At 63.6% G+C, this 22,270-nt stretch carries 21 protein-coding genes; 13 read left to right on the forward strand and 8 right to left on the reverse strand.

Translation table 11 applies throughout. The features are described from left to right. Positions 1 to 163: 163 nt before the first annotated feature. Positions 164 to 370, forward strand: coding sequence for a hypothetical protein (locus tag VKR55_RS09340; protein WP_324402120.1), 207 nt, complete (start codon positions 164 to 166; stop codon positions 368 to 370). A gap of 145 nt (positions 371 to 515) precedes the next feature. Here VKR55_RS09340 and VKR55_RS09345 read toward each other — a convergent pair whose 3' ends face one another. Beyond that, positions 516 to 1,361, reverse strand: coding sequence for an SDR family NAD(P)-dependent oxidoreductase (locus tag VKR55_RS09345; protein WP_324402122.1), 846 nt, complete (start codon positions 1,359 to 1,361; stop codon positions 516 to 518). 178 nt (positions 1,362 to 1,539) lie between these two features. On the opposite strand from VKR55_RS09345, the gene VKR55_RS09350 reads away from it, so the two are divergent. The 4 genes from VKR55_RS09350 (at position 1,540) to VKR55_RS09365 (ending at position 6,271) form a co-directional block, all read left to right on the forward strand. Then, positions 1,540 to 2,667 (forward strand): alkene reductase, encoded by a 1,128-nt coding sequence (locus tag VKR55_RS09350; RefSeq protein WP_324402124.1) that lies wholly within the window; start codon positions 1,540 to 1,542, stop codon positions 2,665 to 2,667. Positions 2,668 to 2,731: 64 nt separating this feature from the next. Continuing rightward, a complete protein-coding gene (locus VKR55_RS09355; RefSeq protein WP_324402126.1) occupies positions 2,732 to 3,235 on the forward strand; it encodes a GFA family protein in 504 nt (167 codons plus the stop codon). 113 nt (positions 3,236 to 3,348) lie between these two features. After that, positions 3,349 to 5,013 carry a thiamine pyrophosphate-binding protein gene (locus VKR55_RS09360; protein ID WP_324402128.1) on the forward strand — a complete coding sequence of 555 codons (1,665 nt, stop codon included), beginning with the start codon at positions 3,349 to 3,351 and terminating at the stop codon, positions 5,011 to 5,013. A gap of 124 nt (positions 5,014 to 5,137) precedes the next feature. Continuing rightward, positions 5,138 to 6,271, forward strand: coding sequence for a mandelate racemase/muconate lactonizing enzyme family protein (locus VKR55_RS09365; protein ID WP_324402130.1), 1,134 nt, complete (start codon positions 5,138 to 5,140; stop codon positions 6,269 to 6,271). Between the two features lie 1,115 nt (positions 6,272 to 7,386). On the opposite strand, the gene VKR55_RS09370 is transcribed toward VKR55_RS09365, so the two are convergent. Beyond that, positions 7,387 to 8,775 carry an LLM class flavin-dependent oxidoreductase gene (locus VKR55_RS09370; RefSeq protein ID WP_324402132.1) on the reverse strand — a complete coding sequence of 463 codons (1,389 nt, stop codon included), beginning with the start codon at positions 8,773 to 8,775 and terminating at the stop codon, positions 7,387 to 7,389. A 189-nt stretch (positions 8,776 to 8,964) separates the two neighbouring features. On the opposite strand from VKR55_RS09370, the gene VKR55_RS09375 reads away from it, so the two are divergent. From VKR55_RS09375 to VKR55_RS09410, 8 genes are all read left to right on the forward strand, one after another. Continuing rightward, positions 8,965 to 10,347: a M20 family metallopeptidase gene (locus VKR55_RS09375; RefSeq protein WP_324402134.1), complete on the forward strand. Its 1,383-nt coding sequence runs from the start codon at positions 8,965 to 8,967 to the stop codon at positions 10,345 to 10,347. A gap of 155 nt (positions 10,348 to 10,502) precedes the next feature. After that, on the forward strand, positions 10,503 to 10,913 hold the full coding sequence (locus VKR55_RS09380) for a hypothetical protein (protein WP_324402136.1): 411 nt from the start codon (positions 10,503 to 10,505) through the stop codon (positions 10,911 to 10,913). Then, positions 10,910 to 11,788 carry an alpha/beta fold hydrolase gene (locus VKR55_RS09385; RefSeq protein WP_324402138.1) on the forward strand — a complete coding sequence of 293 codons (879 nt, stop codon included), beginning with the start codon at positions 10,910 to 10,912 and terminating at the stop codon, positions 11,786 to 11,788. Before VKR55_RS09380 ends, VKR55_RS09385 begins: the two co-directional genes overlap by 4 nt. Beyond that, positions 11,785 to 12,702: an amino acid ABC transporter substrate-binding protein gene (locus VKR55_RS09390; protein ID WP_324402140.1), complete on the forward strand. Its 918-nt coding sequence runs from the start codon at positions 11,785 to 11,787 to the stop codon at positions 12,700 to 12,702. The genes VKR55_RS09385 and VKR55_RS09390 overlap by 4 nt, the downstream gene beginning before the upstream one ends. A gap of 73 nt (positions 12,703 to 12,775) precedes the next feature. After that, positions 12,776 to 13,507 carry an amino acid ABC transporter permease gene (locus VKR55_RS09395; RefSeq protein WP_324402142.1) on the forward strand — a complete coding sequence of 244 codons (732 nt, stop codon included), beginning with the start codon at positions 12,776 to 12,778 and terminating at the stop codon, positions 13,505 to 13,507. Between the two features lie 6 nt (positions 13,508 to 13,513). Then, the gene (locus tag VKR55_RS09400; RefSeq protein ID WP_324402144.1) at positions 13,514 to 14,206 is read left to right on the forward strand and encodes an amino acid ABC transporter permease; all 693 of its coding nucleotides are present in this window, start codon (positions 13,514 to 13,516) and stop codon (positions 14,204 to 14,206) included. Between the two features lie 10 nt (positions 14,207 to 14,216). Next, the gene (locus VKR55_RS09405; RefSeq protein WP_324402146.1) at positions 14,217 to 14,948 is read left to right on the forward strand and encodes an amino acid ABC transporter ATP-binding protein; all 732 of its coding nucleotides are present in this window, start codon (positions 14,217 to 14,219) and stop codon (positions 14,946 to 14,948) included. Positions 14,949 to 15,078: 130 nt separating this feature from the next. Beyond that, positions 15,079 to 15,936, forward strand: a complete 858-nt coding sequence (locus VKR55_RS09410; protein WP_324402148.1) for a D-amino-acid transaminase — start codon at positions 15,079 to 15,081, stop codon at positions 15,934 to 15,936. On the opposite strand, the gene VKR55_RS09415 is transcribed toward VKR55_RS09410, so the two are convergent. The 6 genes from VKR55_RS09415 to VKR55_RS09440 form a co-directional block, all read right to left on the reverse strand. Next, positions 15,937 to 16,401, reverse strand: coding sequence for a carboxymuconolactone decarboxylase family protein (locus VKR55_RS09415; RefSeq protein ID WP_324402150.1), 465 nt, complete (start codon positions 16,399 to 16,401; stop codon positions 15,937 to 15,939). It lies immediately after the preceding gene. Positions 16,402 to 16,435: 34 nt separating this feature from the next. Next, positions 16,436 to 18,061, reverse strand: coding sequence for an MDR family MFS transporter (locus VKR55_RS09420; protein WP_324402152.1), 1,626 nt, complete (start codon positions 18,059 to 18,061; stop codon positions 16,436 to 16,438). A 190-nt stretch (positions 18,062 to 18,251) separates the two neighbouring features. Beyond that, entirely contained in the window at positions 18,252 to 19,034 is a 783-nt protein-coding gene (locus VKR55_RS09425) for a 3-hydroxybutyrate dehydrogenase (RefSeq protein ID WP_324402154.1), read from the reverse strand. A gap of 34 nt (positions 19,035 to 19,068) precedes the next feature. Further along, positions 19,069 to 20,217, reverse strand: coding sequence for an HlyD family secretion protein (locus tag VKR55_RS09430; protein WP_324402155.1), 1,149 nt, complete (start codon positions 20,215 to 20,217; stop codon positions 19,069 to 19,071). Positions 20,218 to 20,250: 33 nt separating this feature from the next. Then, positions 20,251 to 21,426 (reverse strand): patatin-like phospholipase family protein, encoded by a 1,176-nt coding sequence (locus VKR55_RS09435; RefSeq protein ID WP_324402157.1) that lies wholly within the window; start codon positions 21,424 to 21,426, stop codon positions 20,251 to 20,253. A gap of 32 nt (positions 21,427 to 21,458) precedes the next feature. Continuing rightward, the gene (locus VKR55_RS09440) at positions 21,459 to 22,256 is read right to left on the reverse strand and encodes an acetoacetate decarboxylase (RefSeq protein WP_324402159.1); all 798 of its coding nucleotides are present in this window, start codon (positions 22,254 to 22,256) and stop codon (positions 21,459 to 21,461) included. Positions 22,257 to 22,270 lie beyond the last annotated feature (14 nt).

Genomic DNA, 22,270 nt, shown 5'->3' on the forward strand with positions numbered 1-22,270 from the left:
TACAGCTTTGTTGCTTTGCCTGCCGGGGCGTGTCAGTGAGCTTCTGTGCCGGGAACTCGAGACGTGCCGCGGCCGCGATCGTCGAGACTTGATTTGTGCGTCACGCAAGCTTGTCATGTGTCTGCGATAATCACATAAAACCCCATCAGACGGACAGTACTGGATGTCGAAGCAATCGATGCGCGAAGAGGCCGAGCGGCTGATCCGCGAGACCATGGCCAAGCGCAACCTGGTCATCAAGCAGGGCAACACCAGGATCGAGGCCGTGTGCGGCAAATGCGGCGCGCCGAACCGCTTGTCAGCCGAGCGCGGCGCGGGCCGCGTGAAATTCACCTGCAAGAACTGCGGCCACAAGCAGGAGACGCTGTAGTAGTGTCGCGGATTCGTAATTCGTAGGGTGGGCAAAGGCGCTCTTGCGCCGTGCCCACCACTTCGAGTCCCGTTCGGGATGGTGGGCACGCTTCGCTTTGCCCACCCTACGAATCTAACCCACCCTTCGCTCGCAATGACGGCGCTTATCCCTTCTTCACGAACGCCGCGAACGCCTCCGCATAGTCCGGATGCCAGCGCGACAACGCGGGCCGGTTCTCGACGATGTCGCCGGCCGCCCACAAGATGCGCCGCTCGTCGAGCTTTCGCGGCACGTCATTGTCGGGACAGAGGATGTAGAAGTCGCCGGCTTCAAGCCGCTCGACCATGAAGTCGACGGTCTGTTCCGGGGTCCAGGCGCCGGGCGGCTTCTCGGTGCGGCCGCGCGCCGTCAGCCCGGTGAAGACGAAGCCCGGGATCAAGAGATGCGCGGTGATCCGCCTTCCCATGCTGCGCAGCTCGTGCGCGAGCGCCTCCGTGAAGGCCTTCACGCCGGCCTTCGAGACGTTATAGGCGGGATCGCCGGGCGGGGTGGTGATGCCCTGCTTGGAGCCGGTGTTGATGATGAGGCCGGGCCGCCCGCGCTCGATCATGGCGGCTGCGAACACCTGCGTGCCGTTTATGATGCCCCAGAGATTGACGTTAAGGATGCGCTGCCAGCTCTCGGCAGGGCCGAAGATCTGGCTGCCCGGCTGGATGCCGGCATTGTTCATCAGGATGTCGGTGCCGCCGAAGCGCTTCTGTACCGCGTGTTGAAGCTCCTGCAATTGCTCGACCCGGCTGACATCGACGGTCGCGGTCATGACGTCGGCGGCGTTGCCTGCAGCGGATGACAGCTTGAGCTCGGCCTCCCTCAGCCGCTCCGCGCCGATATCGGCGATGCAAACCTTCATCCCGGCTTGCGCAAACCGTAGGGCGGCAGCAAGCCCGATGCCGGAGGCGCCGCCGGTGACGACGGCAACATGGTTCGGCGACATCGCTTCAAGAGGCATGGTTATTCTCCGGCTCGATCGGGACCTGCATTTCAATGGCAGCCAATGGCGGCAGTGCGATGACGGCCCGTGCCGAGCCGCATGGGAGGTCTTCGCGCCGTGCGCGGTGGATTGCCACCGCTGCCGTTTCCGAACAAGATGCGCCGCTTTTCAAAGCAGCATCACAATCGGGGCAGCAATGAACTTTCCGCATTTGTTTTCACCGCTCAAGATCGGCCCTTACCAGCTGAAGCATCGCCTTGCGCTCGCGCCGTTGACGCGGATGCGCGCGTCAAAACCGTCGCTCGCGCCGCGGCCGCTGAACGCCGAATATTACGCGCAACGCGCCACCGCGGGTGGCCCGCTCATCGCCGAAGCCTCGCCCGTCCTGGCAACCGGGTTCGGCAATCCCGGCGTGCCCGGCATCTATACCGATGCGCAAGTCGAAGGCTGGCGCCAGGTGGTCGATGCCGTGCATGCCAAGGGCGCCTTCATCTTCCTGCAGCTTTGGCATGTCGGGCGCGTCTCGCACTCCTCGTTCCAGCCCGGCGGCGCGCTGCCGATCGCACCGTCTGCGGTCGCGATCCCCGCCGAGTTCAAGGCCATGACCGCTGACGGCAAGGTCGTGCCCTACGAGACGCCGCGCGCGCTCGAAACCGAGGAGGTGCCGGTCATCGTCGAGGCCTACAGGCAGGCCGCACGCAACGCGCTTGCCGCCGGCTTCGACGGCGTCGAAATCCACGGCGCCAATGGCTATCTGGTCGAGCAATTCCTGCAATCGCGCAGCAATCTGCGTACCGATCGTTACGGTGGATCGATTGAAAACCGCGTCCGCTTTCTTCTGGAGGTGACACAGGCCGCGATCGACGTCTGGGGCGCGAGCCGCGTCGGCGTGCGGCTCTCGCCCTACGGCATCGCCAATGGTAGCGGTGAAGCGGACCCGATGCCGCTCTACACGCACGCGATCGAGCAGCTCAATCCGCTGGGGCTCGCGTATCTGCATTTCATCGAGCCGCGCTCGAGCGGCTCGGGCCGCGCCGAGGTCAACTGGCAGGGCGTGCCGTCGGCGATGGTGCTGTGCCGTCCGATCTGGAAAGGCGTCCTGATCACGGCAGGCGGCTTCACGGGCGAAGCGGCGGAAGCCGCGATCGCGGAGGGGCATGCGGATGCGATTGCGTTTGGCCGCATCTTCATCTCCAACCCCGACCTGCCACGTCGCCTGCAGCACGGTTTTCCGCTGACGCCCTACGATCGCAAGACCTTCTATGGCGGCGACGTTGCTGGCTACACCGATTATCCCGTCTACGACGCGATGGCGGCGGCGTGACGAGCAAGGTCCCCGTCATTGCGCGGACCCGTTGGCTCGCAATAACGACGAAGGACGATTGAAAATGGCCAAGCCAGCACCCGCAGCAGGAATAGCCCCTGGGCAATGCTTGTGCGGCAAGGTCGCCTTCGAGATCGACGTGCCGGCGCGCTGGGCCTTTCATGACCATGGCGCGGCGAGCCGGCGCGCACATGGCGCGGCCTACGCCACCTATGTCGGAAGCTGGCGCAAGCGCTTTCGCATCACCAAGGGCAAGACCGCGATCACGCGCCATGAAGACGCGGCCACCAAAACCACGCGCAGCTTCTGCTCCACCTGCGGCACGCCCTTGTTCTACGAGCGCGCCCGCTCGCCGCATATGGTCAACGTCTCGCGCGCCCTGTTCTCGGGCCGCACCGGTCGCCAGCCGCTCTATCACCTCGCGATCGAGGAATTGCAGGAGTGGACTTATACCGGCGAGCCGCTGGTGCCGCTGAAGGGCTATCCGGGCGTGGTCTGGCAGCGCTCGAAGAAGAAGCGCCGCGCCGCGGGTGAGGATCCGTTCGAGCTCGCGCGCGAAGACGATTGAACGCACGCGCACGCCGGCGCAACGCAGCCATGAGCCTGCTCCATTGCTCTCGCGCGCGGGATCAGCATGATGCCTGACGCCGACCGGCAACGCCCGAGAGGTATGGAGGAAACATGAAGAACCGCATTACCGGGCGTTCGGCCTTTCTGGCGCTGCTCAAGGACGAGGGCATCACCCATCTGTTCGGCAATCCCGGCACCACCGAATTGCCGATCATGCATGCGCTGAAGGACCATCCCGACCTCACTTATGTGATGGCGATGCAGGAGAGCCTGGTGGTCGCGATCGCCGACGGGTTCTCGCGCGCCTCCGGCAAGCTCGTCGCCTGCAACGTTCATGTCGCGCCGGGCTTGGGCAATGCGCTGGGCTCGCTGTTCAACGCGAAATTCACCGGCACGCCGATGATTCTCACCGCCGGCCAGCAGGAACAGGGCCATGGGCTGATGGAGCCCGTGCTTTACGGCCCGCTGGTGCAGATGGCCGAGCCCTTGGTGAAATGGGCGGTCGAAGTGACGCGTCTGGAAGACCTGCCACGCATCGTGCGGCGCGCCGCCAAGATCGCGACCACGCCGCCGACCGGACCCGTCTTCATCTCGCTTCCCGGCGACATCCTCAATTCCGAAGCCGGCATCGAGCTCGGCCGCGCCACCCGCGTCGATACGCGCGTGAAACCATCGGACGAATCCCTGCAGGCGCTAGTCGCGCGCATCCTCAAAGCACAGCGGCCCGTGATCATCGCGGGCGACGAGATCGTCAAGAGCGATGCACTCAAGGAGGCCGCCGCGCTCGCCGAAACGCTGGGTGCACCGGCCTATCAATGTTCGACGCCCTATGGCGCGCATTTCCTGTCCGAAAGCCCATGCTTCATGGGCGCGCTGTCGCGGCTGCAGAAGCAGGTGCGCGAGGTGCTCTCGCCCTACGACCTCATGATCGTGCTCGGCGCCGATCCCTTGCGCATGTCGGTTTATAGCGAGGTCGATCCGATGCCGGATGGCCTGTCGATGGTGCAGATCGGCCTGGTCGACTGGGACCTTGCCAAGAATTATGGCGCGGAGATTGCGCTGAAGGCCGATGTGAAGGAGACGCTGCGCGCGCTTATTCCCGCGCTGAAGGCCGCCGGCGGTGCGGCGCTGGAAAGCCGTGCGAAACAGGGCCTCGCCGAGCTTGCCACCAGGAACTGGAGCGCACGGCGCAAGCCGTTGATCGAGCAGATCAACAAGGCCGCGGTCAGATCGCCGATCGATCCGGATTATCTCACGCTGCAGCTTGTCGAAGCGATGCCGGACAATGCGATCATGGTGGACGAGGGCCTGACCTCGGGGCGGCAACTGCTGTCGCTGCGCCCGCATCGCGACCGTTACGGTTATCACGCGCTGGCCTCGGGCGGCATCGGCTGGGGCGTGCCGGCGTCCGTCGGCGTCAGCCTCGCCAACCCGCAGCGCCCCGTGGTGTGCTACTCCGGCGACGGCAGCGCGATGTATTCGATCCAGGCGCTGTGGACCGCCGCGCACCACAAGCTGCCGCTCAACGTCGTGATCTGCAACAACGGCGGCTACCGCATCATCAAGCAGCGCCTGCTCGCCTTTCACGGCGATGATCACTATGTCGGCATGGATTTTGTCGATCCGCCCGTGGACTTTGCCGGCATGGCGAAGTCGCTGGGGCTGGAGGCGATGCGGATCGCCGATCCCGCCGAGCTGAAGCCGAAGCTCACGGACGCCTTTAAGCGGCCGGGCGCCAAGCTGATCGAGGTGATGCTGAGCAACGCGGTTAACTGACCGTATGCTGTAGGGTGGGCAAAGCGAAGCGTGCCCACCATTATTGATCACGATGCGAGACGGTGGGCACGGCGCATGCGCGCCTTTCCCCACCCTACGGCGCCTGCAATTGGTGAGGCATTCGATGAAAATCACCTCCGTTCGCACCCACATCCTCGAAGCATCCCTCTCGCAGCCCTTCGCCTATTCGCGCGCCTGGTACGACACCCGCACCGCGATGGTGGTCGAGATCGAGACCGACGATGGCGTGATCGGCTGGGGCGAATGCTATGGCCCGGCGCGGATCACGGCGGCCGTGGTCAACAGCGTCGCGCCGTGGCTCATCGGCGAGGACCCGCTGCGCACCGATCACCTCTGGCAGATGATCTATGCGCGGCTCCGCGACCACGGCCAGAAGGGCGTGGTGATCCAGGGGCTCTCCGGCATCGACATCGCGCTGTGGGACATCAAGGGCAAGCACTTTGGCGTGCCCTGCTACCAGTTGCTCGGCGGTGCGCTCCGCACCGAGGTGAAGGCCTATGCCACCGGCCTCTATCGGCGCAAGTCGGGCGATCCAAGGAAATACCTCGCACAGGAAGCGGCGGATTACGCAGACAGCGGCTTTTCCGCGGTGAAGCTGAAGGTCGGCTTCGGCGTCGACGAAGACGCCGCAATGACGCATGCGGTGCGCGACGCCATCGGTGATCACGTCGCGCTGATGGTCGATGCCAATGATGCCTATGATGCGGTCGCGGCGATCCGGCTCGGCCGCATGATCGAGCGGCATGATATTAGCTGGTTCGAGGAGCCGGTGCCGCCGGAGGATATTTCCGGCTATCGCGCGGTGAAGGCGGCGATTCCGATTCCTATCGCGGGCGGAGAATGCGAGTTTACGCGCTATGGCTTCCGCGATCTCCTCACCTCGCGCGCGATCGACATCATCCAGCCCGACACCTGCGCCGCCGGCGGGCTCACCGAGTGCAAGAAGATCGCCGACATGGCGGAGGCGTTTGGCGTGCGCTATAACCCGCATGTCTGGGGCACCGGCATCGCGATTGCCGCCTCGCTGCAGCTTCTCGCCGTGCTGCCGACGCATACGCCGACATCGCTCAGCCCGCTCGAGCCGATGCTGGAGTTCGACCGCACGGAACATCCGATCCGACAAGCGCTCCTGACGCAGCCGATCGAGCACGTCCGCGGCATCGTGCAGGTGGCCGACGGTCCCGGGCTCGGCATCGAGATCGACCGGACGGCGCTCAAGCGCTTTTCGGTCGCGTGACGCCGGGCGTGTTATTTTCGGCACGACGGGCAATTTGCACATGTCCATCATGCGCAAATTGCCCGTCGTGTTACTTTGTCGCACCATTTCGATATTGCGGAAATCGGCAAATCAGAAATATGTTTTGCTCCAGCCCGCCGCGCCACGAGGGACGTTCGGCCAATCGTCGCCAGACGTGCGGCGGGTTGCGATGGACGCAAGCCAGCGCGCTAATGACGAGGCGCGCAGGATGCGTTCGACGAAGCCGTGTGGTCCCGACACCCCGATGCTGGTGTGGACCCCTAGGGATCATGATCCCGGGGGACGGTGACTAGAAAAGCCCGGTACGCCGAGGAGAGCACGGAATAAGTCGGAAAACATCGCGCAGGGAATGCCGGAGTGTGTTCGGTTGTACCTGTGGATTTCTCGTGTGCGTTCCTAGCGCATTTGCTGCACACGTGGCTGCGGGTGCAACGGCACCCGGCATTCCCTGCGCCCTCTGAATTCTCTGGGGGCGATCGCTGCAGCAAGACTCGGGCATGTCATGCCGCGGGAATGCTCCGTTACGCCTTCTGCTGTTTGACAACTGAATCCAAAGCCAACCAAGTTCGTCATGGCCGGGCTTGTCCCGGCCATCCACGTCTTACTTCGTGATCGTGCGGACGAGATCGTTCGTCACACCGAAATACAAGATGCCGTTGGCGCGATTGGTCAGAATCGTAGGGTGGGCAAAGCGAAGCGTGCCCACCATAGCGGGCGCACCCGCTGGCAAATGGTGGGCACGGCGCTGCGCGCCTTTGCCCACCCTACGGCTCCTATCTTGAGGAGCGACGCGTCTTAGGCGTAGCCGCTCTCGTCGCCCCAGATGTTAAATCGCAGCGCTCGCTCAGTGAGAGCCAGATGATGTCCCGCGTGGTCGTCATAAGCCACACGAGTCCCGTTGTGCAGGAGCAGGGTTTGCCGCCGTCGCAGCCAACGTCGCCAGTAGTATCGCTGGTGAAGCAAATACCTTACGCGCTCGACCGGGCCGTGAAATTTACGCATGTACAGAACTCCAGATGTGAGTCGTGTCCCTATATCAAAGAACGCGCTCAACCGCCACCTGAGGCGACGGCAGAGCATAAATCCGGCGCGTGTTACTCAGCCGCCTTCTGCCTCACCTGCGGCCTGTACTGCACCGCCGGATGCGGCGCGGAGAGTCTCGCACGTCCCGCGCCGAACAGTTTTTCGCGCAACGTGCCCGGCGCATAGTCCTTCTTGTAGCGCCCACGCCGCGTCAGCTCCGGTACCAGCATGTCGGAAATATCCTCGAAATCGCCGGGCGACACCGCAAATGGCATGTTGAGACCGTCGACGTCGGTCGACTCGAACCACGCCTCGATCTCGTCGGCAACTTTTTCCGGCGTGCCGACGATCACCGGCCCGATGCCGCCGATACCGACATGCTGGGCGACTTCGCGCACCGTCCAGACGCGGTCGGGATCGGCGCGGGTGATGTTATCCATCGCGCTGCGGCCGGCATCGTTGGTGACGTGACGCACTTCCTGGTCGAGCGCAAGCTGCGAGAAATCGACGCCGGTCCAGCCGGACATCAAGGTCAGAGCGCCCTCGGGGCTGATGTGGTTGCGATAATCCTCGTATTTCGCCTTCGCCCCCGCCTCGGTCTCCCCGAGGATCACGGTGAACATGCTGAACATCAGGATTTCGCGCGGATCACGTCCGACTTTCGCCGCCTGCTCGCGGATCGCGGCAACGCGCGGCCCGATCACCTTCGCCGAAGGCCCCGACATGAACACGCATTCGGCATGTTGCGCGGCGAACTGCCGTCCACGCGGCGAGGTGCCGGCCTGGTACAGCACGGGCGTCCGCTGCGGCGACGGCTCGGCGAGATGGATGGCGTTGAGCTTGTAGTTCCTGCCCTCATGCGTGACGCGATGCACCTTGGACGGGTCAGTGAAGATACCGCGCGCGCGATCGCGGATCGCGGCATCGTCTTCCCAGCTTCCTTCCCAGAGCTTGTAGACAACTTCCATATATTCGTCGGCGATGTCGTAGCGGTCGTCATGCGCGGTCTGCTTGTCCTTGCCGGCGCCGCGCGCGGCGCTGTCGAGATAGCCCGTCACGACGTTCCAGCCGATCCGGCCCTCGGTCAGATGATCGAGCGTCGACATCCGCCGCGCAAAGGGATAGGGCGGCTCAAAGGACAGATTGGAGGTGACGCCGAAGCCGAGATGCTTTGTCACGGCGGCCATCGCCGAGATCAACAGCAGCGGCTCGTTCGCCGGCGTCTGCGTAGCGTACGTCAGCGCGGCATCGGGGCTGTTGCCATAGACGTCGTAGACGCCGAGCACGTCAGCGAGGAACAGGCCGTCGAAGCGGCCGCGCTCCAGCGCCCTCGCAAGGTCAAGCCAATAGGGCAGGCGGTTATATTCGGCCGTGCGGTCGCGCGGATGCGTCCACAGCCCCGGCGATTGATGCGCCACGCAGTTCATGGCGAAGGCGTTGAGCCGGATTTCCTTGGTCATGGTGGCCGTCAGTTCCTTCCCTTAGGCGGCTTTACCGCCAGTCGTTTGCGGGGAAATTGGTCCATTCTCGGAGGCCTTAGCAAGACAAATTCGGTGGGCAACAGCCCTTCCGGCCGCGCCCGTCACCCGATACGCTGATCGGACACGAAAGATTTTCCGCGACGCAAAAGGACGCCAAAAAGAAACGCCATGACAAGAAAAGACGCCATCGCCAACGCCCATCGCCAGATCGACTCGGGCGAGTTCCTTAAGAACCTCGACCGCCGCGTCGGCTTCAAGACCGAGAGCCAGAATGCCGGCCGGGCCGAGGAGCTCCGCGCCTATCTGGAGAAGGAGATGCAGCCCGCCCTTGCCGCGCTCGACTTCGACAGTCGCCTTGTGGAATCGCCGAGCGGCAAGTCGCCGTTCCTGCTTGCCGAGCATCGCGAGGGCGCCCGGCTACCGACCGTCTTGATCTATGGCCATGGCGATGTCGTCGATGGCATGGTCGGTGAATGGCGCGGCAACCTCGATCCCTGGCGTACGACGAGGATCGACAACCGCGTCTATGGCCGCGGCACCGCCGACAACAAGGGTCAGCACTCGATCAACCTCGCCGCGCTTCAGGCCGTGCGCGAGGCCCGCGGCGGCAAGCTCGGCTTCAATGCCAAATTCCTGGTCGAGATGGGAGAGGAGATCGGCTCGCCCGACCTGAACAAGGTATGCGCCTCGCTGCGTGATGAGCTGAAGGCGGATCTGTTGCTCGCCTCCGACGGGCCGCGGCTCGCCGCCGACCGGCCGACCATCTTCCTCGGCTGCCGTGGCGGCATCCGAATCCAGCTCGACGTCAACTTGCGCGAGGGCGGACATCACTCGGGCAATTGGGGTGGCGTGCTCGCCAACCCCGCCACGATCCTAGCGAACGCGATCGCGAGCCTGGTCGATCATCATGGGCGGATGAAGCTCGACGCGCTGAAACCGCCGCGGCTGAGCAACCAGATTCGCAGCCTTCTGGCCGACGTCGAAGTCATGCCGACGGCGGATGAACCGGCGCTGTCGGAAGATTGGGGCGAGGAGGGGCTTTCGGCGGCCGAACGGCTTTATGCCTGGAACACGCTGGAAGTGCTGGCGATGTCCTCGGGCAATATCGAGAAGCCCGCCAACGCCATTCCCGGCCACGCGCGCGCCGTGCTGCAGCTTCGCTTCGTGGTCGGCACCAGGCACGAGCAGGTCGTCGACGCCGTCCGCAGCCATCTTCACGCCCGTGGTTTCACGATGGTGGAGGTTACCGCGACGCAAAGCTTCATCGCCTCGCGCACCGATTTCGACAGCCCCTGGATCAAATGGGCCGCGGATTCGATCCGGCAGACTACCGGCAAGCCGCCTGCGGTGCTGCCGAACTTCGGCGGCTCGCTGCCGAACGACGTGTTCTCGGAGACGCTCGGCATGCCGACGATCTGGGTGCCGCATTCCTATCCCGGCTGCTCGCAGCATGCGCCCGACGAGCACATTCTGCTTTCCGTGACCGAAGAGGCGCTCGGCATCATGGCGGGGCTGTTTTGGGATCTCGGCGAGCGGGCGAGCCAGGCGTAACTTCAGCCTCTGGCGCTGATCACCATTCAGGTGACGGCTGCGGGCAAAACCTTCACGCCGGACCCGACTAAAGTGTAGCCTTGCGAGCGCCTGATGTTTTCGTCATCATGGTTCCGTTGCCAACGCCGGCATCGCAGGACACTGCCGAAACCTTGATGACGCAAGCTCCGGAGGAAGCCGCTTTGATCAAGTCGTTTTCAGCGATTCCCGCGCTGCTCGAGGCTGCGCCCGCACTTGTTTCGCGCGGCCGTTTCCTCGATTGCGATTGCCGGCTTGGCCTGATCGACCAGCCGCATTTCGTGTCGATCCGGTCGGGGCGGATCGTCGAATTCACCGCGCAGCCCGCGCTGATGCGCTCCTGGCGCTTTTCCTATCGCGCGACTCCTTTGGCGTGGACGGAGTACTGGAAGCCGATGCCGCGTCCGGGTTGGCACGATCTGCTCGCGCTGACCAAGCGCGGCGAGGCAGTGCTCGAAGGTGACCTGCATCCCTTCATGACCCATCTGCAGTATTTCAAGGACCTGCTGGCGCTGCCCCGGCTCCGTGCATCGAAGGCTGCGGCATGAACGGGCGGATCGAACCGATGATCGGCCGCTACGTCCATGTCGACATCGGCGGCGAGATGCATCGTATCTATTTCGAGGAGAATGGCGCTGGCATTCCACTGGTATGCCTGCACACCGCGGGCGCCGATGGGCGGCAATGGCGGCATTTGCTGGCCGATGGGGAGCTTACAAGGAACTTCCGCATCATCGCTTTCGACATGCCCTGGCACGGCAAGTCCAATCCGCCCGCGAGCTGGACCGGCGAGGAATACCAGCTCACCACCGCGCGCTACACGGAGACCATCTGCGCGTTCTGCAAGGCGCTGAAACTCGACAAGCCGGTCGTGATGGGCTGCTCGATCGGTGGTCGCATCGTGCTCAATCTCGCGATCGATCACGCGCATCAATTCCGCGCGCTGATCGGGCTCGAGGCGGCTGACTTTCAAGAGCCTTGGTATGACACCACCTGGCTCAATCGCCCCGACGTTCATGGCGGCGAAGTTTGCGCCGCACTGGTCTCCGGCCTGATCGCGCCGCAGGGCCCGAGAGCGTCGCGCGAGGAGACGCTGTGGGCCTACAAGCAAAGCGGACCCGGCGTGTTCAAGGGCGATCTTTATTTCTATCGCGTCGATGGCGATCTGCGCGGCAGGGTGCAGAGGATCGATACCAGCGTCTGCCCGCTTTACCTTCTGACCGGCGAATATGATTTTTCCTGCACGCCGGAGGACACGAAGCGCACCACCGCTTCGATCAAGGGCGCCCGCGTCACCATCATGGAGCGCCTCGGGCATTTCCCGATGAGCGAAAACCCTGAACAATTCCGGCGCTACATCGCGCCGGTCCTGAACGAAATCGTCAAAGCAACTGTAGCATCCAAGCAGGGAGTACACGCATGAACCGCAAGATCCTATTTGGCCTCGCGCTCGCCGCCGCATTTGGCGCAAGCCAGGCCGGTGCCGAAGAGCTGACTGGCACGTTGAAGAACATCAAGGACACCGGCACGATCACGCTGGGCTATCGGGATTCCTCGATCCCCTTCTCCTATCTCGATGATAACCAGAAGCCGGTCGGCTTCGCGATGGACATATGCTACAAGGTCGTCGACGCGATCAAGAAGCAGCTCAAGCTCACCAAGCTCGACGTCAAGCTCGTTCCGGTGACGTCGGCGACCCGTATTCCGCTGATGGCCAACGGCACCATCGACCTTGAATGCGGCTCGACCACCAACAACGCCGAGCGCGAGAAGCAGGTCTCCTTCAGCAATACCTATTTCCTCACGGCGAGCCGTTACGTCACCAAGAAATCCAACAAGATCAATTCGATCGATGACTTGAAGGGCAAGACGGTGGTCTCGACCGCCGGCACCACCAACATCAAGCAACTCACCGAGGCCAACGCCGCGCGCAAGCTCAACATCAACGTCGTTCCGGCAAAGGACCATGCCGAAGCGTTCCTGATGGTGGAGACCGACCGCGCCGCGGCCTTCGTGATGGACGATGTGCTGCTCGCGAGCCTGATCGCCGGATCGAAGGACCCGAGCCTCTATGTGATCTCCAAGGACGAGTTCTCCAAACCCGAGCCCTACGCCGTCATGCTGCGCAAGGACGACCCGGCCTTCAAGAAGGCGGTCGATGCGGCGACCGCAGCGCTCTACAAGAGCCCCGAGGGCACGAAAATCTACCACAAGTGGTTTCAGGAGAAGATTCCGCCGAAGGGCCTGAACCTCAACACGCCGATGGCGCCTGAGCTGAAGGCGGCGTTTGCCAAGCCGTCGGATTCGCCGGACCCGGCGTCCTACAAGGCGAAGTGAGTCCGCCGGCTGCTCATGCAATGGCCCAGCCATTGCATGAGCTGGCGCGACACCCTGTCTACGGAAGGCGCCCGTGAACTATCATTGGAACTGGCATATCTTCCTCGACCCGAACCCGATGGGCACCGGCACCTATCTGGACATGCTGCTGTCGGGCCTCGTGGTCACCATCAAGACCTCGCTGCTTGCCTGGATCATCGCGCTGATCTCAGGCTCGATCATCGGCGTGATGCGGACGCTGCCGTCGCGAGCCGCATCCTGGATCGGATTCGCTTATGTCGAATTCTTCCGCAACATCCCGCTGCTGGTGCAGATCTTCCTGTGGTTCTTCGTGCTGCCGGAGCTATTGCCGCGCGCCGCCGGCCTATGGCTGAAGCAGTTGCCCGACGCGCCGTTCTGGACGGCCTCGGTCGGCGTCGGGCTCTTCATGTCGGCGCGCGTGGCCGTGCAGTTGCAGGCCGGCATCTCCTCGCTGCCGCGTGGGCAACGGCAGGCCGCCACCGCGCTCGGGCTCACCACGGTGCAGACCTACCGCTATGTGCTGTTGCCGATGGCGTTCCGCATCATCCTGCCGCCGCTGACCTCGGAGTTCCTCAACACCATCAAGAACTCGGCGGTGGCGATCACCATCGGCCTGCTCGAGCTCACCGGCGAAGCGCGCTCGATGGAGGAGTTCTCGTTCCAGGTGTTCGAGGCGTTCACCGCCGCGACGCTGCTTTACCTCCTGCTCAACGTCGTCGTCGTCACCGCCATGCGCCTCATCGAGCGCAGCGTGGCGATCCCCGGCTATATTTCGGGGAAGTGATCCGACATGTTCGCCAACTTCGATTTCGATGTCATTCGCAGGTCGCTGCCTTATCTGTTTTTCGAAGGCATGCGTTTCACGCTGACGCTCACGGCACTGTCGGCGCTCGGCGGCCTCGTCTTCGGCACGCTGATCGCGCTGATGCGGCTTTCAGGCTACAGGATGCTCGGTCGGATCGCCGGGCTCTATGTCGACTTCATCCGCTCGCTGCCGCTGGTGCTCGTGATCTTCTGGTTCTACTTCCTGGTGCCCTATATCGGACAGTGGCTGACCGGCGCGTCCCAACCGATCAAGGTCGGCGCGTTCGCCTCCTCGCTGGTCACCTTCATCATCTTCGAGGCGGCGTATTTTTCCGAGATCATGCGCGCAGGCATCCAGTCGATCTCGCGGGGCCAGCCCGCCGCGGCGCAGGCACTGGGCCTGACCTACGGCCAGACCATGCGCTACGTCGTGCTGCCGCAGGCGTTCCGCAACATGCTGCCGGTGCTGCTCACCCAGACCATCGTGCTGTTCCAGGACACCTCGCTGGTCTACGTGGTGTCGATCCCCGACTTTCTCGGCGCGGCCAGCATCGTGGCGCAGCGCGACGGACGCCTGGTCGAGATGTATCTGTTCGCGGCGCTGGTCTACTTCGTGATCAGCTCCTGCGCTTCGTTCGCCGTGCGGCAATTGCAGTCGCGCATTGCCATCATACGCTAGCGGGAGTTCCATGATCGAGATCAGCCACGTCAGCAAGTGGTACGGCGCGACCTTCCAGGCGCTGAAGGATTGCACCACCTCCGTTGCCAAGGGCGAGGTCGTGGTGGTGTGCGGCCCGTCAGGCTCGGGGAAATCGACGCTGATCAAATGCGTCAATGCGCTCGAGCCGTTTCAGAAGGGGGACATTTCCATCGAGGGCATCAAGGTCAATGATCCCAAGACCAACTTGCCGAAACTGCGCGCGCGCGTCGGCATGGTGTTCCAGCATTTCGAGCTGTTTCCGCATCTGCGCATCATCGACAACCTCTGCCTCGCGCAGGAAAAGGTGCTCGGCCGCTCGCACGATGCGGCGATGGCCAAGGGCAGCAAGCTCCTGGAACGCGTCGGACTCAAGGAGCATGCCAAAAAATATCCGGCGCAATTGTCCGGCGGACAGCAGCAACGCGTGGCGATTGCGCGCGCGCTCGCGATGGACCCGATTGCCATGCTGTTCGACGAGCCGACGTCCGCGCTTGATCCGGAGATGATCAGTGAGGTGCTGGACGTGATGGTCGATCTCGCGCGTGAGGGCATGACCATGATGGTCGTGACGCACGAGATGGGCTTTGCCAGCAAGGTCGCCAACCGCGTCATCTTCATGGATCAGGGTGAGATCGTGGAGGATGCCAACAAGACCGATTTCTTCGCCAAGCCGCGCAGCGACCGCGCGCAAAAATTCCTGTCCAAGATTTTGCCGCACTAGCTCTGTGGTCATTCCGGGGCCATCGCTTCGCGATGTCCCGGAATGACGACGTTGGGGTTTATCGGCCTCGGCGAATGGCTTATATGGTGCGCCCCTATCGCTTCGCGGCTCGCCGACAAGGAGATGACCTTTGGACTCCATTGCTTACGTCAACGGCTCGTTCGTGCCCCTTTCGGAGGCCAAGGTCTCGATCCTCGATCGCGGCTTTCTGTTCGCCGACGGCATTTACGAGGTTTCCGCCGTGCTTGACGGCAAGCTGGTCGACAACGCCTCGCACCTGGCGCGGCTGGAGCGGTCGGTCGGCGAGATTTCGCTGCCGCTGCCCGAAAACATCGACCGTATCATCGAGATCCAGAAGGAACTGGTTGCGCGCAACAAGCTCGAGAACGGCCTCGTCTATCTCGAGGTCACGCGCGGCGCCGACAAGGGGCGCGACTTCGCTTTCCCGAAGGGTGTGAAGCCGACGCTCATCATGTTCACCTCGGTCAAGGACATCGTGAACGCGGAATCCGCCAGGAAGGGTATTGCCGTCATCACGGTGCCCGATATCCGCTGGACGCGGCGCGACATCAAGAGCGTGGCGCTGCTCGCGCAGGTGCTGGGAAAGCAGGCGGCCGCCGAGGCCGGCGCGGGCGAAGCCTGGATGATCGAGGACGGCAAGGTGACCGAGGGCGGCTCGTCGTCGGCGTTCATCCTGACCCAGGACGACGTCATCGTGACGCGTCAGAACGGCAGCGAGATCCTGCCGGGCTGCACCCGCAAGGCCGTGGTGAAGCTCGCCGAAGAACGCCAGCTCCGGGTCGAGGAGCGGGCGTTCTCGGTGGATGAGGCGCTGAAGGCCAAGGAGGCCTTCATCACTAGCGCGTCGCTGTTCGTGCAGCCGGTGGTGAGCATCGACGGCAAGACGGTGGCCGACGGCAAGCCGGGGCCAATGGCCACGCGCCTTCGCGAAATCTATGTCGATTTCGCGAGAGCGACCGCGACCTGATCAGGCCGCGGTTGCGGCGCTGACCTTCACCGGCGGCACGGAGCGGAAGGAGATCGCAAGCCGGTTCCAGGCATTGATGGTGGCGATCAGCATGGTGAGGTTGACGGTCTCGGATTCCGAGAAATGCGCTCGGACTTCGTTGTAGACGTCGTCCGGTGCATGCGTCTCGGAGATCAGCGTCACCGCCTCGGTCCAGGCCAGCGCGGCGCGCTCGCGGTCGGTGTAGACCGGCGACTCGCGCCAGGCGTTGAGCAGGTAAAGCCGCTGCTCGGTCTCGCCGCGCTTGCGGGCGTCCTGGGTGTGCATGTTGATGCAGAAGGCGCAGCCGTTGATCTGCGAGGCACGGGTCTTGACCAGCTCGATCAGCGACTGCTCCAGTCCGGAGGACTGGATCTGGGCCTCCAGCGCGGTCAGGGCCTTGATGGTGTCGGGCGCGGCCTGGAAGAAGTTCATGCGGGGCTTCATAGTCATTCTCCTCTGTGGTTGGGGTCGAAAGTGATTAGTGGGCGCCGCCAGCCTCAAGATGATCGGGCTTCTTGAGCAGAAGCGTCGCGATCAGGGCAACGATCAGCGCCACGCCGAGCAGATAGAAGGTGTCGCTGAAGGCCAGGATGAAGGCCTGTTTCTGGATGATCTTGCCGATCGCGACATAGGCGCGGTGGGTGGCATCGACGCGGTCGATCACGCCATGGTTCATGAAATAATGGGTGAGCTGGTCGAGCCGGGTGCGGGTCGCCTGTTCGAATATCGTGACCTGCTGCGAGAGCACGTTGGAGTGATACTGCTCGCGCTTGGTGAGCAGCGTCTGCAGCGCCGCAATGCCGATGGCGCCGCCGAGATTGCGCATCATGTTGAACAGTCCCGATGCCGTGCCGGCATTCTCGGCCTCGATACCGGCGGTTGCGACCGCCGACAGTGGCGCAAAGCAAAGCGCCTGGCCGATGGCGCGGACCACGTTGGGCCAAAAGAGCTGATCACTGGCGTAGTCGTTGGTCATGGTGATGTTCATGAAGTTGGAAGCGGCGAACAGCGCAAAGCCGATCCCGATCACGAGGCGCGGGTCGATGCGCTGCATCAGGCGCGGCACGAGCGGGATCAGCACGAGCTGCGGCAGGCCGGTCCAGGCCAGCACCATGCCGATCTGCTCGGAATTGTAGCCCTGGATGCGGGACAGATAGACCGGCAGGATGTAGACCGAACCGTACAACGCGACACCGAGCAGGAAGTTCGCGAGCACGCCGAAGCCGAAATTGCGGCGGAACAGGATGCGCAGGTTGAGCAGCGGCTTCTTCGCGGTCAGCTCGATCGCGACGAACAGCGTGAGCCCGATGGCGGCGATCACCGCCAGGCGCACGATGAAAGGCGAGCCGAACCAGTCGTCCTTGTTGCCTTCCTCGAGCACAGTCTGCAGCGCGGCGAGGCCGATCGCCATGGTGATGATGCCCGGCCAATCGCCATCGCGCAGCAGTCCGAGCTGCATCGGTTTCGCCTCAAGCGAGAAATACAGCATCGCGATCATGAGCGCGCCGGGCACGAGGTTGACGTAGAAAATGTATTCCCAGCCGAAATTCTCGGTGAGATAGCCGCCGATGGTCGGGCCGATCGCGGGAGCAAAGGTGGCGGAGATCGCAAACATTGCAAGCCCGATCGGCTGCTTGGCCTTCGGCAGCAGCGTGATGATCAGCGTGAACGCCATCGGGATCAGCACGCCGCCGGTAAAGCCCTGTACGGCGCGCAGCACGATCATCTGCGGCAGGTCGTGCGCCAGTCCGCAGGCCGCAGAGAACACCAGGAACAGGAAGGCGTTGATGAGGAGATAGATGCGGATCGAGAACACCCTGGCGAGCCAGCCGCTCAGCGGGATCACCACGATCTCCGCGATCAGATAGGAGGTCGAGATCCAGCCGCCGTCATCGAAGCCGGCGCCGATCGCGCCCTGGATGTCGGCAAGCGAGGCATTGACGATCTGGATGTTGAGCACGGCCATGAAGGCGCCGAGCGTGGCGCCGATCACCGCGATCCAGGTCTTGGCCGACACTGTCGGGGCGGCGGGTGCAGTAGCCGGCGCGGGTCGATCGGCGGGAGCAGCCGCAGTTTGATCGAGGGTGGCTTCAAGTGTGGTCATGTCCGTCTCCTCTCGATTTCCCGGAGATCATGCATTGATCAGCCGCTTTCGATAATCGGTCAAAAAGCGAAAGCATTATCCAGCAGAACTTGAAAATGCCTGCTGGACCGACTGCGGCCCCGTGCTGCCGTCCGGGTACCCACCCAGCCCCCTGGTGGGAACCGGGTCGCATCGTTTCGCGTCAGCCCGGCTACTGAGCGGTCCAGCCGCCATCGACAGGGATCGCCGTGCCCGTGATCTGGTCTGCCGCAGACGAACAGAGGAAGGCGACGGTGCCGCCTAGCTGCGCCGGCAAGACGAAATCCAGGGATGGTTGCTTCTCGGCCAAAAGCGCCCTGAGGGCCTCCTTTTGGCTGATGCTTCTCTGCGCGGCGATGTCGTTGATCTGCTTCTCGACCAGGGGCGTTCGCACCCAGCCGGGGCAAATGGCGTTGCAGGTCACGCCGCTGCCGGCGGTCTCCAGACCCACCACTTTTGTCAGGCCCACGAGACCATGCTTGGCCGCGACGTAGGCGGCCTTGTGCGTTGAGGCGACGAGGCCGTGGGTTGAGGCGATGTTGATGATGCGTCCCCACCGCTGCTTCTTCATCTGGGGCACAGCCGTCGCGATGCCGTGAAAGGCAGCCGAGAGATTGATCTCGAGGATTGCATTCCACTTGGCGGCAGGGAATTCATCCACCGGCGCGGTGAACTGGATGCCGGCGTTGTTCACCAGGATGTCGAGCCGCCCGAATGTCTCGACCGTCGTGGTGATCAATCCGCGTACCGCGTCGCCCCTTGACATATCGGTGGCATCATAGACGGCGCGCACGCCACGCTCTCGCTCGATCCCGCTGCGGATCGTTTCGATCTCGCCGGCGTCGCCGAGGCCGTTCAACACCAGATCGGCGCCCAGCCTGGCCAGTTCCTCCGCGATGCCCAGCCCAATACCGCTGGTCGATCCGGTGACGATTGCTACCTTGCCCTTCAACATGGGACATTCCTTTCGAGGTTTGGTTCGCAGTGATTCAGCCGCGAGGCTTGCCGCCGCGCGAGGCGACGCGCTTGTTGGACTTTCGCTCGGCGACAACCGCCGACTTGGTATCGACGGTCGGTTCGGCCGACATGCCCGGACGCAGCAGGCCGATCAGATTCTGGTCGTCGAGCACGATCTTCACCGGCACGCGCTGCACGATCTTGGTGAAGTTGCCGGTCGCGTTGTCGGGGGGCAGCAGCGCGAATTCCAGGCCGCTCGCGGGCGACAGGCTGTCGACATGGCCCTTGAGCCGGGTCGAGTGGAAGCTGTCGACGCGAAGCTCCACCGGCTGGCCGCTGCGGACATGGGTGAGCTGGGTCTCCTTGAAATTGGCGACCACATAGACTTGATCGAGCGGCACCACCGCCATCAGCTGCGTTCCGGCCTGCACGTACTGGCCGACGCGAAGCGTGCGCGCGCCAACCGTGCCGTCGACCGGCGCCGTGATCTGCGTGTAGGACAGGCTCAGCGCCGCCTGCTGCTCGACCGCGCGGGCGTGATCGAGCTGCGCGACAGCTTGCGCACGCTGGGTCGAGAGCACTTCGACCTTCTTGTTGGCCGCGATCAATCCCGCCTTGCCCTGCTGCAGCTGTGCCGTCTGTGAGCGCAAAGCCGCATCGGTTTGCTGGGCGCGTTGAATCGTGCCTGCACCCGACTTCATGAGTTCGTCGTAGCGAGCGCGCTCCTGCTGGGCGAACTTCAGATTGGCTTCGGTCGCGTCGACCTCGGCCGCCTGCTGCTCGATCAGCGGCTCCTGCAATTCGATTTGCGCGTTGAGGTTCTTCACGGCGGCTTCGGAGGCCGCAACGTCGGCCTTGGCCTGGTTCAGCGCGGTCTTGAAGTCGCGGTCGTCGATCCGTGCCAGGAGCTGACCAGCCTTCACCGGCTCGTTGTCGGCGACCAGAACTTCGGCGATGTAACCCGAAACCTTTGGCGCGACGATCGTGGAGTCGGCTTTGACATAGGCGTCGTCGGTCGTTTCCAGGTAGCGGCCGGTAGTGAGATAGTAGTGGCCGAACGCGGCGGCTCCGGCGACACCGAGCGCTGCGAGGAACGCCAGCGCCGCTCGCCGGATCGCCTGGCGCGACGGGGTCAGGTTGATCTTCGATTTCTGGTCAGCAGCATAGGACAGGGTCGGCATGGCGTTCTCCGAAGTTTTAGGTGGCGCCGAAGCTCACTCGGGGCGATGGATGTCATGGGTGACGATGCCGACCTCGGGAGCCGGCGGGTCGAGGCGACGGGGTTTGGTCAGCGTGCGGCGGATGTCATCCAGCCCGCTCTGCCAGTGCGCGCGCATCGCGCTCAGGCCGAACTCGTAGTCCTTCGACTGGCCTTCGTAGATCTTGGACTGATAGATCAGGTGGATGATGTTGTGGGAGCGATAGCGGGCCAGGTCCGCGATGGCACGGATTTCCGGATCCTGCCTTGCGCTTTCCGGCAATCTTTCGATTGTCCGCTGCAACGCCCGACGCATCTTCTGCATCCGCAGGGCGTGATCCGTGACGGCGCGCGTGCGGCTCGAATACTGGATGTCCTTCTGCCGGCTGGACACCTCCATCATGTCGTAGGGAACGCGGCCCCTGGCTGACCAGAGATCAATCTGGAACGTCAGCGTGTCGCGTGGCTCGCCGGACAGCACGCGAGAGAGAGGCGTGTTCGAGACTACGCCGCCATCCCAATAGTGCTCGCCATCGATATCGACCGAAGGGAATCCCGGTGGCAGGGCGCCGGACGCCATGAAGTGCTTTGGTCCCAGCCGGCGTTCGGCGGTGTCAAAATAGGTGAGATTGCCGGTGCGGACGTTGACCGCGCCGACGCTGACCCGCACCTCGCCCGAGTTCAGGCGTTCGAAGTCGACGAGTCGCTCCAGCGTCTTGCTCAATGGCGAGGTATCGTAGAAGCTCGTCGCCGCATCACCCGAAAAAGGCGACCAGAGCGGTGACGGGAAGCGTGGCTTGAAGAAGCCGGGTTGCCCCTGGAACAAGGCCCTCATCGCGGCGAATGCGTTGTGCAGCGAGCGCAGGTCGAATGCGAATGGCAAGGCATCGCCCAGCCCTTCGCCGGCAGGCCATCCCACCGGACAGGCGCAGATGCTTTCCCAGAACTCGCGCAGCCGTTCGACGCGCGCGGCCTCGGGCGAGCCGGCGATGATGGCGGCGTTTAGCGCGCCGATCGAAATGCCGGCCAGCCAGTTCGGCCGGATACCGGCCTCGTGCAGGCCCTCATAGACTCCGGCCTGATAGGCGCCGAGCGCTCCGCCGCCCTGCAGCACCAGCGCGACGACGTCGTACGGCAGCGTCCTGGTTTCCCGCAGCACAGGACTTGTCTGCTCGCGCATCACGTTCAACATTGCCAAAACTCCTTGCATTGCTGCTGATCCGATCAGCCTGCATTCGCTTCGATCAAGATTCCGGATCCGGCCTCGCGTCGTCGTGCGGTCCCGGGGCACAAATAGTCGTGCACCACGGTGCCAAGCCCGAGGGTCAGGTCGGCAACGAGGTGCTTGGCGGACAGCACTTGCAGGACCGGCAGCTCGGCGACCGGCGCCAGCGCATGCGAGTACAGGTCGAGCGCAGCCGGCCCGGTCCATGCGCACTTCACGGTGATGCCTTCGAGGTGGAAGCGTACCAGCTCGCAGATGCGCGCCGTGCCGTCGACATGCGGAATGATCTTGAGCAGGAAATTCGGCGCGGCGAGCTTCCTTGCTTCGGCCGCAGCGTCGAGGGCGCGGTGCTTGTAGCCCATGGTGCCGGTCGCGATGCGAACCGAGCCATAGTTCAGGGTGCCGACCAGCGTGTCGATTTCGACGGCGAGCTTCGGTTGCGCCAGCTTCTTCGGAAAGCCCCACAGCTCGCGCCCGCCTGCAATCGGCGGATGATCATTGAGGAACATCTGATGGGTGAAGCCGCCGGCCTGGCCCTGATACGACACCGGGATGACCTGGCCGCTTTCGGTGTAGTCGCCGAAGCCGGTGGAGTCCGGCATGCGGATGAATTCGTAGTTCACCACCGGTTCGGTCACCTCGAGCGGTGCCGGCACGATCCGGCGCAGCGCGTCGGGATCCGTCCGGTACTGGATAATGAAGTACTCGCGGTTGATGAAGCGGTAGGGACCGGGTGGAAAAGCCGGGTTCGTCAGCGGCATCGCGAACGCGGTCGTTCGCACGGTGTCGTGTTTCATCGTCGTGAGCTCCA

The organism is Bradyrhizobium sp., from assembly GCF_035309285.1.
In the GTDB taxonomy this organism is placed as follows: Bacteria; Pseudomonadota; Alphaproteobacteria; order Rhizobiales; family Xanthobacteraceae; genus Bradyrhizobium.